The sequence below is a fragment of the Mesorhizobium sp. M6A.T.Cr.TU.017.01.1.1 genome, from assembly GCF_004023115.1.
In the GTDB taxonomy this organism is placed as follows: Bacteria; Pseudomonadota; Alphaproteobacteria; order Rhizobiales; family Rhizobiaceae; genus Mesorhizobium; species Mesorhizobium mediterraneum.
The window spans coordinates 1-14,184 of the sequence record NZ_RZTA01000139.1 but is presented as its reverse complement, the minus strand read 5'-3'; the positions used below and the strand labels follow the sequence as shown (position 1 = coordinate 14,184).

The following is a 14,184-nucleotide window of genomic DNA, read 5'->3' as shown; positions in this document are numbered from 1 at the left end:
CCTCATAGGCGACGCCGAGCGCCTGCCGGTAGGCAAACGCAAGGGCTGCCACACCAAGAGCCAGGCCGAGATCAACGCGCTGCTGATCGAGCTCGGCCGCGACGGCAAGCGCGTCGTGCGGCTGAAGTCCGGTGATCCGCTGGTGTTCGGGCGGGCGGGCGAGGAAATGGCAGCGCTGCGCGATGCCGGCGTCGCCTATGAGGTGGTTCCGGGCGTCACCGCGGCCTTCGCCGCCGCCGCTGATTTCGAGTTGCCGCTGACGCTGCGCGGCGTGTCGTCATCGATGGTGTTCACCACCGGCCACGACCTCAAGGGAAATTCGTTGCCCGACTGGGCAAAGCTCGCCATTTCCGGCGCCACCGTCGCCGTCTATATGGGCCGCTCGGTCGCGGCCGAGGTTGCCGGCCGGCTGATCGAGGCGGGCCTGTCGCCGGACACGGCGGTCGCCGTGGTCGAGAATGCCAGCCTTGCCAACCGCCGCCGTTTCCACGGCACGCTCGCCGACCTACCGTCGCTGGAGGTCCGCGCCGACCTTACCGGCCCGGTCATGACGATCATTGGCGATGCGGTCGCCGGCGCCAACTTTGAACGTTCCGAGCCGCTCGCGGCACACAGGCATGAAGGCGCGGCCCAAACGGCCGCCGAAGGAGCTGAACGATGAAAGTTCTGACCGCAAACCGCCTCGCCGATGGCGAAGCCGTCTGGCACGCCAATGGCGGCTGGGCCGAGACCATCGACCATGCCGACGTCGCCCATGACAAGGGGGCTGAAGACCGGCTGGAGGCGATCGGCGCCACGGCCTATGCCAACAACGAAGTGGTCGACGTCAATCTGATCGACGTGACCGTCGCCAATGGCGTGGTCGAGCCGGTCCGGCTGCGTGAAAAGATCCGCGCCGCCGGCCCGACCAACCGCAACGACCTGGGCAAGCAGGCGCGCCCGGAAGCCGCTCGGGCGGCGTAAACGACCACATTGATGAAACGGGCGGACGCGCCCGGAAAGACCAGACATGTACCGTTACGATGAGTTCGATCACGATTTCGTCCAGGCCCGCGTCGCCGAGTTCAGCGACCAGGTCGCGCGGCGGCTTGCCGGTGAGATCACCGAGGATCAGTTCCGGCCGCTGAGGTTGATGAATGGCGTTTACCTGCAATTGCACGCCTACATGCTGCGCATCGCGGTGCCTTACGGCACGCTGAACAGCAAGCAGCTGCGCATGCTCGGCCATATCGCCCGCAAATACGACAAGGGCTACGGCCATTTCACGACGCGCCAGAACATCCAGTTCAACTGGCCGGCGCTGTCGGATATTCCGGCGATCCTGGCCGATCTGGCGAGCGTCGAGATGCACGCCATCCAGACCAGTGGCAATTGCATCCGCAACGTCACCGCCGACCATTTCGCCGGCGCCGCCGCCGACGAAGTCGCCGATCCGCGCCCCTATGCGGAAATCCTGCGCCAATGGTCGTCGGTTCATCCGGAGTTCTCGTTCCTGCCGAGAAAATTCAAGATCGCGGTGACCGGCGCCGAGCGCGACCGCGCCGCCATCCAGACGCATGACATCGGCCTGCATTTGAAGAAGAACGCGGCCGGCGAACTCGGTTTCGCCGTCTATGTCGGCGGTGGCCAGGGCCGCACGCCGATGATCGCCAAGAAAATCCGCGACTTCCTGCCCGAGGCCGACCTTCTGTCCTACTGCACAGCGATCCTGCGCGTTTACAACCTCTACGGCCGCCGCGATAACAAATACAAGGCGCGCATCAAGATCCTCGTCCACGAAACCGGGGTCGAGGAGATCACCCGCCAGGTCGAGGCCGAATGGCAGGAGCTGAAGGATGCGGACCTGAAGCTGCCGGAAGCCGACATTCGCGCCATCGATGCCTATTTCGCGCCGCCGGCGCTGACGGACCGGCCGGAAGGCGACGAGGCGGTCAAGCTTGCCCGCCTCGATTCCAAGAGCTTTTCGGAATGGCTCGACCAGAACGTGGTGACCCACCGCCATCCCGATTATGCCGCCGTCACCATCTCGCTCAAGGGCATCGGCGAAGCGCCGGGCGATGCCTCCGACAGCCAGATGGAAGCGATCGCCGACCTTGCCGAAAAGTACGCCTTCGACGAGCTGCGCGTCAGCCACGAGCAGAATCTGATCCTGCCGCATGTTGCGCGCGCCGACCTCAAGGCGGTCTATGACGCTCTGGTTGACATCGGACTGGCGACGGCCAATTCAAACCTGATCACCGACATCATCTCCTGCCCTGGCCTCGATTATTGCGCGTTGGCCACGGCGCGCTCCATTCCGGTGGCACAGGAAATCTCGCTTCGTTTCGCTTCGCTTGATCGGCAGCGCGAGATCGGTGAATTGAAGCTGAAGATTTCCGGCTGCATCAACGCCTGCGGCCATCACCATGTCGGCCATATCGGCATCCTCGGCGTCGAGAAGAAGGGCGCCGAGCTCTATCAGGTCACGCTCGGCGGCTCGGCCGACGAGAACACATCGGTCGGCGAGATCATCGGCCGAGGCTTCTCGTCGGCAGAGATCACCGACGCCATCGAGCAGATCGTCGAGACCTATCTCGGCCTCCGGCTCGACAGAAACGAAAAATTCCTCGACGCCTACCGCCGTGTCGGTCCCGCGCCGTTCAAGGAGGCGCTCTATGCTGGCGAAGCCAAGGCCGCTTGATCGTATCGTCGACGTAGAGGCCGGCATCGCTGCCGAAGCGGCGGGGCTCGATGCGCTCTATGGTCATCTGAAGCCGCTGGAGATCATCGAGCGGTCGGCCCAGGAATTCTTTTACGGTGAAATCGCCGCGGTTTCCTCCTTCGGCGCCGATTCAGCCGTGCTGCTGCACATGATCGCCAAGATCGACCGGACGCTGCCGATCATCTTCCTCGACACCGGCAAGCACTTCGAGGAGACGCTCGGCTATCGCGACGCGCTCGTTGCCGATTTCGGGCTGACCGATATAAGGGTGATCACGCCCGAAGAAGCGGCGCTCGAACGGATCGATCCGACCGGTAATCTGAACGAGACCGACACCGACGCCTGCTGCGATGTCCGCAAGGTCGAGCCGCTGGCGCGCGGCGTTGAGCCGTTCCGCGCCTGGTTCACCGGCCGCAAGCGTTTTCAGGCGACGACGCGGGCGGCGCTTCCGGTGTTCGAGGCGGTCGGCTCGCGCATCCGCATCAATCCGCTGGCGCATTGGACGACCGCTGACCAGGCCAACTACATGCGCGCCCATGCGCTGCGCGAAAACCCGCTGGTCGCCTATGGCTATCTCTCGATCGGCTGCTTCCCGTGCACGCAGCCGGTGCAGCCGGGTGAGGACGCGCGCAGCGGCCGCTGGGCAGGGCATGCCAAGACCGAGTGCGGCATCCATCTGTCGGGGCTGGAGAAGTCACTGACCGACGCGTCGCTTTAGGGTATGTTGATATTCAGGTGAGGTCGGCCTGCGAATGGCGGCTTCCTGCGCTTCCGGTGCTCACGTACCCAAAGTACGCTCCGCTCCGGTTCTCGGAAGCCACCATTCTCGGCTCGGCCTGACCTGAATCTCAACACACCCTCGGGCGTTTTGAACTTTAGAATTTTGTGGACTTGGGAATTTCTCGATGAGTGAATCGATAGCGGAAAACGCCACCCGCCTCTGGACCCCGACAGGTTTTAGCGAGGACGAGTGGAGCCATGCCGAGAGCGCCGACGCACTGTCCGGCAATGGCCGCTTCATCCTGCCGCTGCAGGTGTTTCTCGACCTCGACCCGGTGGTGCGCCGGTCGGCGAAGGAGCGCATCGGTGTCCTGCTTCAGCCCGGCGACCAGCTCGAAAAGATCGCCGACCTGCTCGACCAGACATCGCTGGTGGCGTTGGCCTTCCCGGCTTTCAGTGACGGCCGGTCTTTCTCCAAGGGCGAATTGCTGCGCAGCCGCCACCGTTTCGAGGGCGCGGTCCGCGCCACCGGGCAGGTTCTGGTCGATCAGCTACCGCATATGCTGCGCCTCGGCTTCGATGAGTTCGAGGTGTCGCATCCGGTGCTCTTGAAAAGGCTCGAGGCCGGCCGCACTGGCGGCCTGCCTCTGCACTATCAGCCGACCGAGAAGCCGGAGGCCAAAGGCCCCAAATATTCCTGGCGGCGCGTGCGCGCCGACTGATCGCCTGCGCCGGCCACGGCGAGATCCTGATGCGCGACGAACGCAAAGCGGCTTGAGTCGGCTCTTGGAAAACCGCCGCACTTAGAGCGGTTCAGCTTTTGATAGAATCGCCGAACCGCTCTAAGTATTTATTTTTACGCAATTCCGGACGGAAAACCGCTACGCACTTTTCCTGGAATTGCTCTAGGTGCGGCTGCGCGTTTTATGCAGTCATCCGCGCTTCGCGAAACGACACCAGCTTGCTGCGGCTCTCATCCCACAGTGCGAGCTTGACGCAGCGCAGGCTGTCGAGAAGCGTGACGCGGCCGATTTCGCGCAGTTCCGGATAGTCCCTTAGGACCTCCTGGAGCCGGTAGCACGGCACCTTGGCGGAGAGGTGATGCACGTGATGGACGCCGATATTGCCGGTGAACCAGTTCAGCACCGGCGGCAGGTCATAGTAGGACGAGCCGTGCAGCGCCGCATGCTGGAATTCCCATTCGGAATCCTTCGCCCACTCGGTCTCTTCGAACTGGTGCTGGACGTAGAACAGCCAGATGCCGGCGGAACCGGCGAGGACGACGATGGGCAAATGGACAACCAGGAACGCTTCGAGGCCGACGAACCAAATGAGGGCAGCGGCGGCAACCGCGATGGCCACATTGGTGGCCATTGAGGAAACCCAGGGCGTGAGGCCGCCTCGCATCATGCCGACCGGCAGTCGCTGCTCAAAGATGAAAAGCCAAATCGGGCCGAGGCCGAACATGACCAGCGGATGGCGATAGAGACGATAGGCAAGGCGGCCCCGCCAGGACATTTGCCGGTATTCGGCAACAGTCAGCGTCCTGATGTCGCCCGTGCCGCGCTCATCGAGATTGCCGGCGCTGGCGTGATGGGTTGCGTGGGCGCGTCGCCAGCAATCGTAGGGGGTCAAGGTCAGGATGCCCAGCCCGCGGCCGATCCAGTCGTCGGCAGTGCGGTTGGCGAAGAAGGAGCCGTGGCCGCAATCATGCTGGATCATGAAGATCCGCACCAGAAAGCCGGCGGCGGGTAGGATGAGGATCAGACCCCACCAATGACCATGGGCATAGGCAGCCGTGGACAGGGCCCACAGCGTGGCAAAGGGGATAAGTGTGATGGCAAGTTCGACGGCGCTGCGCCGCCTGTCAGGCGTCTTGTAGCGCGCCAGGATCTTCAACCAGGCACGTTTGCTGTTCGCCACAGCTTCGGGGGAAATCATGTTCATCAGGAAGCATAGACGGACCATACCGTCGCCGCAAGGCAGGGATCACGCCAAGTTACTGCGCGTAATTGTCGCGCGACGCGCAAGAGGCTGCATGTGGAAGGGCATGCTTGGTTCCGACGGCACGCGACGACAGGCGAATGTGCTCGTCTACCGCCGGCGGCCACCGGCGGCTACGCTGCTCTCGATACCGTCCAGGCGGTCGAGCAATTCCTTGAAACGATCGGGAATATCGTTCTCCATCCGAAACGCCGGCAACGCACGCAGAAAGCCCATCGTTGCCTCGGTGCCGAACTGGCGCCTGATGCCGGCCGCGAGCCTTTCACGTCTTTCATCATTATTGCGGTCGCCATTCTTGTTGCGGTCGCCGTTGTTGCGGGTCGTCATCTCAAAATCCTGTGTCGGCTTCGAAACTCTTCCAGCAGACGAATGGTTCCCCCATCGCAGCATCTTGGCAAGCAAAGCTAGCGGTTACAGTAAAATTTGAATTAATATCGAAAGGTCTTCATGATGCGTCGTCAAAGCGCGAGCGGCCTCTCCAGTATCGCTTGCCCCTTGATTTTTGGCCGCCAAACCTCGATATCGGGCACAAAATCCACATCATTCGAAATGACGGGAAACGGCGATGAGCGACCAGGCAAAAGACGAACGCGCGCCCGATGAAGCCGAGACGGTCGGGGCTGCCACCGAACACACGGAAGGCAGCGTCGACGGCGACTACGAAGCGCTTGTGCGGCTGTTGAAGGAAAACGACGAGTTGAAGGACCGCGCGCTCCGCGTCGCGGCCGAGATGGAGAATCTGCGCCGCCGTACCGCCCGCGACGTGCACGACGCGCGTGCCTATGCCGTTGCCAATTTCGCCCGTGACATGCTGTCGGTATCGGACAATCTGCGCCGCGCGCTGGACGCGATCCCAGCTGAGACCAAGGCGTCGGGCGATGCCGGCTTCAAGGCGCTGATCGAGGGCGTCGAGCTCACCGAGCGCGCCATGCTGTCGGCGCTGGAGCGGCACGGCGTGAAGAAGCTCGAGCCGGAAGGCGAGAAATTCGACCCGAATTTCCACCAGGCGATGTTCGAGGTGCCCAATCCAGAGGTGCCGGCCAACACGGTGGTCCAAGTCGTGCAGCCAGGCTATTCGATCGGTGAGCGGGTGCTGCGGCCGGCCATGGTCGGCGTTGCCAAGGGCGGCCCCAAGCATGTGGCTGGTGAAGCGCCGGTCGAGCCAGGGCCGGTGAATGAGCAGGCTGAGAAGGATGCTTAAATTAGACTAGGGGAGTAGGGGAATAGGGCAGTACGGGAGTAGGGAATAACGCTACGCACGGCAAAGTAGAGCAATTGCCTACTCCGGCCGTTGCCTTCTCTCCCCCTACTCCCCTACTGCCTTATTCTCCTACTGCCCTACTCAGGCCGCGAAGCGCTGGGCTTCCCCGCCATAATAGCTGACGTAGCGGGCGCCGATCTCCTTGACCGGCATCACCACGAACACGTCGACCGTCGAGAATTCGCGGTCGATGACGCAGCCGTCGCCGATGCGCGCTCCGACGCGCAGATAGCCCTTGACCAGCGGTGGCATAGCCGCGATCGCGGCCTTGGCGTTGACCGCCTCGATCGGCATTAAATCCATGGAACAGTAGCGGCCGGCGACCGCGCGCACGTCCCAGGCCGAGTTCGTCCGGCAATGATTGGCGAGATAGGTCAGCGCTTCGGCGTGCGCCGCCGGCACGGTGCCTTGGAAAGAGGCGCAACCGGTCATCACGCCGATGCCGTAATGGTTGATATAGGCCCAAATGCCTTGCCAGAGCGCCTCGATGGTGCGCTTCGAGCGGTATTCCGGCAAGACGCAGGAGCGACCGAGCTCGAGGAAACGCTGGCCGGGGTGACGGGCGATAAGATTGGTCAGCTCGAATTCGCCCTCGGAATAGAAGCCGCCGGCCGCTGCCGCGATTTCCTGCCGCAGCAGGCGGTACGTGCCGACAATGCGGCGGTGCTCGGGACCCGACAGCGAGGTGTCGAAGACGAGCAAATGATCACAAAGCGGATCGAAATGATCAGCATCGCGGCGGTCCTGCGCCTGGAACAGGTTCTTCCTGGCGCCAAGCTCGTCGTAGAAAACCCGGTAGCGCACTTCCTGCGCGGCAGCGATCTCGGCCTCGTTGCGGGCGAGCCGCACTTCGAGGTTGCCTATGCGGCCGAGCGCTTCGCCTTTTATGACGGCATCGACGTTCCGCCCGGTGAGCAAAGCACCGCTGGCGTTCGGCCGAGCGTCACATTCCGGCATAACTGTATGCACGAGTGATTCTCCTTCGAGCCATCCCTCTTGGCACGGGGATACGGTGTAGGTGCAACAGGATTGTGACAGTACCGTGATACGGCGTTGCCGGCAATACTTCGTCGGCTGGGTAATCCTTCAACCGGCTATGTTACGCCGGGAAACTTGGTAGGACAGCTCGGCGGATCACGCCGCCACCTGGCCTTCGACCGCATGGACAAGCGCGTCGGGGTCGAGCGGCTTGGTGACGAAGCCGCTGGCGCCATGGGCAAGCACGGCGTGGCGGGTCTTTTCCTGACTATCCGCCGACAGCACCATGATCGGAACCGGCGGCACGGCGGTTTCCTCCTCGTGGCGGCGGATTGCGGCGATGGCGTCCAGCCCGTCCATGACAGGCATGTGCAGGTCCATCAGCACCACGTCGAAGCGGTGCTTGTGGCCGGTGCCAGTGACGGCCTCGACGGCGGCCTTGCCGTTGCCGACCACTTTCACGCGGTGCCCGGCCTTCAGCAGCGTGGCCCGGGCAAGCATGGCGTTGATGTCGTTGTCCTCGGCGATCAGCACGGACAGGCCCTGCCGGCGGCCGGCGATGGCGCGGACGGATGGCGCGCCGCGCTTTTCCGCCTGTGGCTGGGTGAGGGCGGGTACGCTGCTGGTCAAAAGCACGCGCAGCAACGTCTCGCCACGCACCGGCCTTGCCAGGAAGGTGGAGTAGCCGCTGGCGCGGAACTCGCCCAACATGCCGCGATCGGTCGGTGCGATCAGCGTGATCGCCTCGCAATCGGCAAAGCCGCTCTGGCGAAGGCGCTTGAGCAACCTGCCGTCGCTGTCCTCCATGGCCGCGTCGACCAGAAGCACGTCGCAGCCTTCGGCGAAGGGTTCTGCCTGGGCGGCGGTCGCGGCCAGATCGACCATGCCGCCATTGGCGCGGATGGTGCGAGCGATGGCGTCGGCCTCGATGGCGTTCTTCGACAGGATCACGGCGCGCCGGCCAGACAGCGCATTCTGGCGCATCTGCGGTGCTTCGATGGCCGATATTACGGGGATTTCGAAAACGAATTCGGAACCTTGGCCGAGCCGGCTCGACACCGAAATCGTGCCGCCCATGGCGGTCACCAGGCGCTTGGAGATGGCAAGACCGAGACCGGCGCCACCATGCGCGCGGGTTGACGAGCCATCGACCTGTTCGAATTCCTCGAAAATGCGCTCCAGGTCGTCCTCGCTGAGGCCGGGACCGGTGTCGGTGACGCTGAAGCGTATGCGATCGGTGGTTTCGGTGCGGGCACGGGCGACGGTCACCAGCACGCCGCCGCTGTCGGTGAACTTGATGGCATTGCCGATCAGGTTGAGCAGCACCTGCCTGACTCTTCCCGGATCGGCTGATATCATTTGCGGCACGTCGGGCTCGACATGGCAGCCAACGCCGATATTCTTGGCGAAGGCGCGCGCCGCTAGGAGCTCGATGATGTTGTCGGCGATCTCGCGCACGGACATTGGCTGCGGTTCGGGATCGAAGCGGCCAGCCTCGATCTTGGAATAGTCGAGCAGATCCTCGATCAGCGCCAGCAGCGCGCTGGCCGAGGTCGATACGGCGCCGACATAGGTCCGTTGTTCAGGCGAGAGATTGGTGTCCGCCAGCAGCCTGGCCATGCCCATGATGCCGTTCATCGGCGTGCGGATCTCGTGGCTGACGGTGGCGAGGAAGCGCGATTTGGCCTGGCTCGCATATTCGGCTCGCTCACGGGCGGTGATCAGCGACGATTCTGCGTGCTTGCGGGCGGTAATGTCGCGGGCGATGGCGCGATGCGAGACGGCGCCGCTCTCCTTGTCGCGCACGGACAGTTCGATCCATGAGAACCAGCGCGGGCCGCTCGGCATGTTAATGGCGACGTCGGTGGAACTCAGGCATTCGTGGTCGGAAAAGGCGGCATCGGGAACGATGCCGACGTCGATGCCGAGCTCGGCCAGAGTCCTGCCGGCAAGGTCGCGCTGGTCGCTTCCGACAAGATCGGCGAAAACCTTGTTGGCATAGACGATGTGGCCGTCACGGTCGCGGTGGACGACGAGATCGCCAAGCGCGTCGATCAGCCCGCGAAAGCGTTCCTCGCTCTCCTGCATCTCCCACATGCGGTCGGCCAGGGTCTCGACCTCGGCGCGGCTGCGAGCTGCGGTCTCGCCAAGGAGGGCAACGGCGCGACGATCCGTGCGCCTGGCACGCAAATGCACGGCAAGACCGGCCATGCCAGTCGCCAAAAGCCCGACGGTGATGAAGATCGGCGCTCCGGTCAGATGCGACAGGCCTGCCAGCACGACGATGGCGACGAGCGTCAGGAACGGCAGGCCTTCACGATTGGCAGCGGGCAGTTCGGGCGCTAGTGGCGGCGCTGCAATATGCTGCCGCCTTGGCGCCTCCGGGCCGATCCCATCGACGCTTTCGGCGCTCTCCGTTTCTCTGATGCCGGATTCCGTGACCATGCGAAATCCTTGCCAGACAGAGATTATGGAAAATTGCGGCCGATCGTTCGAATTTTATCGGTCGCGCGGTTTTTGCCTTCCTTCTTGCAAAAACGGCAGACGACGGAACTCACATGTCCACCACCACGCGGCCACGGATCTTGCCGTCGACGATGTCGTGCGCGGCGTCGATGATGCCGTCGAAGCCAATGGTCGTGGACAGGCTGGCGAGTTTCTGGAGGTCGAGGTCCGTGCCGATGCGGCGCCACGCCTCCATGCGGACCGCTTTTGGCGCCATCACCGAATCGATGCCGAGCAGACAAACGCCGCGCAGGATGAACGGGGCGACGCTCGCCGGCAGATCCATGCCGCTGGCCAGGCCGCAGGCGGCGACGGCGCCGCCATAGGAGGTCATCGAAAGGACGTTGGCCAGCGTATGACTGCCGACCGCATCGACGCCGCCGGCCCAGCGTTCCTTGGCGAGCGGCTTTGCCGGCTGGGCAAGCTCGTCGCGCGAAATCACTTCCGCAGCACCCAGGTCGATCAGATAGGGGCTTTCAGCGCTGCGGCCGGTCGAGGCGATGACGTGATAGCCGAGGCTGGACAGGATCGAGACCGCGACCGAGCCGACGCCGCCGGCCGCGCCCGTCACCACCACCGGACCGCGATCGGGCACGATGCCGTGCCGTTCCAGCGCCATGACGCAAAGCATGGCGGTGTAGCCGGCGGTGCCGATCGCCATGGCATCATGCGGGCTCATGCCCTGAGGCAGCGGCACCAGCCAGTCGCCCTTGACACGGGCGCGCTCGGCATAGGCGCCAAAATGCGTTTCGCCGACGCCCCAGCCGTTCAATATGACCTTGTCCCCCTTGCGCCAGTCGGCATGGGAGGACGAGATGACGGTGCCGGCGAAATCGATGCCCGGCACCAGCGGCCAACGGCGGATCACCGGGGCCTTGCCTGATATGGCGAGGCCATCCTTATAGTTCACCGTCGTCGCCTCGACGGCGACGGTGACATCGCCTTCCATCAGGTCGGCTTCGGTGAGGTCGGTCACCGCGACCGACTGTTTCTTCTCGGCGTCGCGCGAAACGAGGATGGCTTTGAAGGTTTCGGGCATGTCTTCTCCTCGGGCTTCTCGAATGGGCACTGTATGGCGGCGGAAGGCCAGGTCAATCGCTTGAGGGCTTGGCCTCGCGCCGCCACCCGATGAGTTCGTCGAAGACGACCAGCACCGCGCCGACCGCGATGAAGGCGTCGGCGAGGTTGAAGATGGCGAAGGACCACACCGGGGTGTGGAACAGGATGTAGTCGATCACGTGACCATAGGTAGCGCGGTCGAACAGATTGCCGAGCGCGCCGCCGACGATCAGCGCAAAGCCGATGCGGGTCAGCACGTGGCCGGGCGGAGTGCGGGCCGCGAGATAGAGCACGAAAGCGACGACGAAAGTGGCGATGACCACCAGGCCGGTGTCGCCGAAGGACGAAAACATCGAGAAGGCAATGCCGGTGTTGTAGGTGCGATACAATGCCAGGAACGGCACAAGATCGACCTTTTCCTGAAAGGCGAGGCTGGTCTCGACCAGGTATTTCACCCATTGGTCGAGCGCTATCGCGGCGGCAACCAGCAGCACGTAGGGGAGCCATGATTTTGCCGTTTGGGATTTCACCATTTGGGATGTCACGGTTTGGCGTCCTCCGAGGCAAGTTTCAGCGCGCCGCGCCGGATCTCGAACAGCATGACGCCGGTGGCTACCGCGAGATTGAGCGAATCGGCGCGGCCGGCCTGTGGAATCCGCAGCAACCTGTCGCAGCTTTCGGCCAGGCGGTCGGGCAGGCCCTGCTGTTCGTTGCCCATCATCAGCAGCACCGGGCCTTTGGAAAAATCGACCGAACGGTAGTCAACGGCACCCTTCAGATGCGTGCCGGCAACGAGGCCAGGAAAGCTTTTTCGCCACGCGAGGAAGGTTTCCGGCGTCGCCTTGGCGACCGGCACCGCGAAGATCGAGCCCATGGTGGCGCGCACGGTTTCGACGGAAAAAGGATCGGTGGTCTCGCCGACCAGGATGATGCCCTTGGCGCCGACGGCATCGACGGTGCGGATGACGGTGCCGAGATTGCCGGGATCGCGCACGCGATCGAGCGCCACCCAGACATCGCTGTCTTGAGCGCGGATGTCTTTCAGCGGCAGGAACTTCTGCGAAAAGACGCCGACCACCATTTGCGGGTTGTCGCGACGGGTGATGGCGACGAGCACTTTTTCCGAAACTTCGAGCACGGTGCCGCCGGCGGCGACCGTGCGCGCCGCGACCGTTTCGACTGCCGCATTGCCGCGTCCGGCCTTGGCGAAGACCAGCGTCCGGATCGCCCAGCCGAGGTCGAGCGCGTCGATGACCAGCTTCAGCCCCTCGGCCATGAAGGCGTTCTGCTGGTCGCGGAATTTCTTCAGCGCCAGCGCTTTGATGTCCTTGACCAGCGGATTGGCGAGGCTGGTGACCTCTTTCACCTGTCCGGGCGCGCCTGCATGCCGCTCGCTCATTGTCAGGCCACCCAGCGCGAGAACAGCGAGGTCGACAGCGCCCGGCCGGCGGATTTCTCGCGGATGATCAGCTCGCCGGATTCGACCGTGCCGCCCATGCCTGCGAAAGTGTCGCGCATCAAGGCATGGATGGCGAAGAAGGAAGCGCGGATCGAATAGGCGGTCAGCACCACAGCAATCGGCTTCGGCGTCAGGATCGAGCGGCAGAGGTCGGTCAGATCAGGCAGATCCTCGAACAACTGCCAGACCTCGCCCTTGGGGCCACGGCCATAGGCGGGCGGATCGAACAGGACGATGTCGTAGCGGCTGCCGCGGCGCTCCTCTCGCTCAGCGAATTTCATGGCATCGTCGACGATCCAGCGGATCGGCTTTTGCGACAGGCCCGCCATCTCCTGGTTCTCCCTGGCCCAGCCGATCGCCTTCTTGGACGCATCGACATGGGTCACCTCGGCGCCGGCACGCGCCGCCACCAGTGAGGCAAGGCCGGTATAGCCGAACAGATTCAGCACCTTGACCGGTCGCTTTGCCGCCGCGATCAGCCCGGCCATGTGGTCCCAGTGCGAGGCCTGCTCGGGGAACACGCCGACATGGCGAAACGAGGTGAAGCGGCCGAGATAATCGATGCCGTCATGCTTCATCGGCCAGGTCTCGCCGAGCGGCGTCCTCGGGAAGCGCCAGCGGCCGATGCCTTCCTCGTCGGTGTCGCCGGTGAAAATGGCGTCGGCGCGGTCCCAGTCCTTGGCCGGCAACGCTTTTTGCCAGATCGCCTGGCCTTCGGGCCGGACGATGCGATAGGGGCCGTACTGCTCGAGCTTTTGCCCGGCGCCGCTGTCGAGAAGCGCATAGTCGGCGTTGGGCGCCACTTCGAGGATCAGCGGCAGGTGTTCGACCGGCAGGGCGCCGTCGCGGCGCGAAAGGACGCGCGGCGTGGGCTTCGGAACAGACCGATCGTCCGGTTTTGTGCCGGTTCCGCGCGGCTGTTCCGCCCCGCCCTTTGCGGGCTGATGCGAGCGGCTGTCGCGGCGTTTGTCGCGAAAAGGTTTCAAAAAGAGCATCTCCGGGGCGACTTGGCCCGCTTCTGCCACAGCACATTCACCGGTGCAACAAACGCGGTCGCTGGAGATTTCCGAAACGATCAGCCGCGCTTGATCCAAAGCAGGGCGATAACCAACGATACGAAACCGACGGCCTTGAAGCCGGCGACGACCATATGGCCGGTTTCCCAGCGCCGCCGGATCGCTTCGAAGTTTTCCGGGATCGGTCCAGGCACCCAGGTGGCTAAAACATCGTTCGCCGGTTTGACGAGAGCGGACCACGTCGCAAGAGACACAGCAAAGAGCACGGCGGCGGCCAAGGCGAACCAGAACGCCGGACGGTCGTTGCGCAGCATCCATGCGAGAAGTGCCGGGCAGGCGATCGCTGCCACATCAAGCGGCGCGCCAATCACGGCAAACAGCTGGAACTGGGCGTTGAAGACAGTCGTCTCGCGCCAGAGAGAAGGCGGCCACTTCAGCCGAGGAGCCGATTCCAGGACATGGGCGAAGGATGGTCCAAGGC

At 63.8% G+C, this 14,184-nt stretch carries 15 protein-coding genes; 6 read left to right on the top strand and 9 right to left on the bottom strand.

Annotated features, from left to right (window positions below; translation table 11 throughout):
- From cobA to EOB36_RS29610, 5 genes are all read left to right on the top strand, one after another.
- Positions 1-661, top strand: a 661-nt coding sequence (gene cobA, locus EOB36_RS29630) for a uroporphyrinogen-III C-methyltransferase (protein ID WP_128286271.1), incomplete at its 5' end; no start/stop codon positions are given.
- On the top strand, positions 658-963 hold the full coding sequence (locus EOB36_RS29625; protein ID WP_127292688.1) for a DUF2849 domain-containing protein: 306 nt from the start codon (positions 658-660) through the stop codon (positions 961-963). The genes cobA and EOB36_RS29625, both read left to right, overlap by 4 nt.
- A gap of 46 nt (positions 964-1,009) precedes the next feature.
- The gene (locus tag EOB36_RS29620) at positions 1,010-2,680 is read left to right on the top strand and encodes a nitrite/sulfite reductase (RefSeq protein ID WP_128286270.1); all 1,671 of its coding nucleotides are present in this window, start codon (positions 1,010-1,012) and stop codon (positions 2,678-2,680) included.
- Complete coding sequence (locus EOB36_RS29615; protein WP_095488364.1) at positions 2,655-3,419, top strand: phosphoadenylyl-sulfate reductase; 765 nt, start codon at positions 2,655-2,657, stop codon at positions 3,417-3,419. The genes EOB36_RS29620 and EOB36_RS29615 overlap by 26 nt, the downstream gene beginning before the upstream one ends.
- A gap of 187 nt (positions 3,420-3,606) precedes the next feature.
- The gene (locus EOB36_RS29610) at positions 3,607-4,143 is read left to right on the top strand and encodes a DUF934 domain-containing protein (protein WP_095488366.1); all 537 of its coding nucleotides are present in this window, start codon (positions 3,607-3,609) and stop codon (positions 4,141-4,143) included.
- Positions 4,144-4,345: 202 nt separating this feature from the next.
- Here EOB36_RS29610 and EOB36_RS29605 read toward each other — a convergent pair whose 3' ends face one another.
- Entirely contained in the window at positions 4,346-5,368 is a 1,023-nt protein-coding gene (locus tag EOB36_RS29605) for a fatty acid desaturase (protein ID WP_095488368.1), read from the bottom strand.
- A gap of 147 nt (positions 5,369-5,515) precedes the next feature.
- Positions 5,516-5,752, bottom strand: a complete 237-nt coding sequence (locus EOB36_RS29600) for a hypothetical protein (RefSeq protein WP_095488370.1) — start codon at positions 5,750-5,752, stop codon at positions 5,516-5,518.
- A gap of 238 nt (positions 5,753-5,990) precedes the next feature.
- Between EOB36_RS29600 and grpE the strand changes: the two genes are divergently transcribed.
- Positions 5,991-6,626, top strand: a complete 636-nt coding sequence (grpE, locus tag EOB36_RS29595; RefSeq protein WP_095488372.1) for a nucleotide exchange factor GrpE — start codon at positions 5,991-5,993, stop codon at positions 6,624-6,626.
- A gap of 141 nt (positions 6,627-6,767) precedes the next feature.
- Here the strand turns inward: grpE and EOB36_RS29590 are convergent, their stop codons facing one another.
- From EOB36_RS29590 to EOB36_RS29560, 7 genes are all read right to left on the bottom strand, one after another.
- Positions 6,768-7,643: a GNAT family N-acetyltransferase gene (locus tag EOB36_RS29590; RefSeq protein ID WP_164897650.1), complete on the bottom strand. Its 876-nt coding sequence runs from the start codon at positions 7,641-7,643 to the stop codon at positions 6,768-6,770.
- Between the two features lie 177 nt (positions 7,644-7,820).
- Positions 7,821-10,109: a PAS domain-containing hybrid sensor histidine kinase/response regulator gene (locus EOB36_RS29585; protein WP_128243607.1), complete on the bottom strand. Its 2,289-nt coding sequence runs from the start codon at positions 10,107-10,109 to the stop codon at positions 7,821-7,823.
- A 109-nt stretch (positions 10,110-10,218) separates the two neighbouring features.
- Positions 10,219-11,208: an MDR family oxidoreductase gene (locus EOB36_RS29580; protein WP_128286268.1), complete on the bottom strand. Its 990-nt coding sequence runs from the start codon at positions 11,206-11,208 to the stop codon at positions 10,219-10,221.
- 52 nt (positions 11,209-11,260) lie between these two features.
- Positions 11,261-11,761, bottom strand: a complete 501-nt coding sequence (gene lspA, locus EOB36_RS29575; protein WP_128243605.1) for a signal peptidase II — start codon at positions 11,759-11,761, stop codon at positions 11,261-11,263.
- 8 nt (positions 11,762-11,769) lie between these two features.
- Positions 11,770-12,627, bottom strand: a complete 858-nt coding sequence (locus EOB36_RS29570; protein WP_128286267.1) for an RNA methyltransferase — start codon at positions 12,625-12,627, stop codon at positions 11,770-11,772.
- A gap of 2 nt (positions 12,628-12,629) precedes the next feature.
- Positions 12,630-13,673, bottom strand: coding sequence for a class I SAM-dependent rRNA methyltransferase (locus EOB36_RS29565; protein WP_128243603.1), 1,044 nt, complete (start codon positions 13,671-13,673; stop codon positions 12,630-12,632).
- A gap of 89 nt (positions 13,674-13,762) precedes the next feature.
- Positions 13,763-14,184: DUF1772 domain-containing protein (locus tag EOB36_RS29560; RefSeq protein ID WP_128286266.1), on the bottom strand; the 422-nt coding region annotated here is incomplete at its 5' end.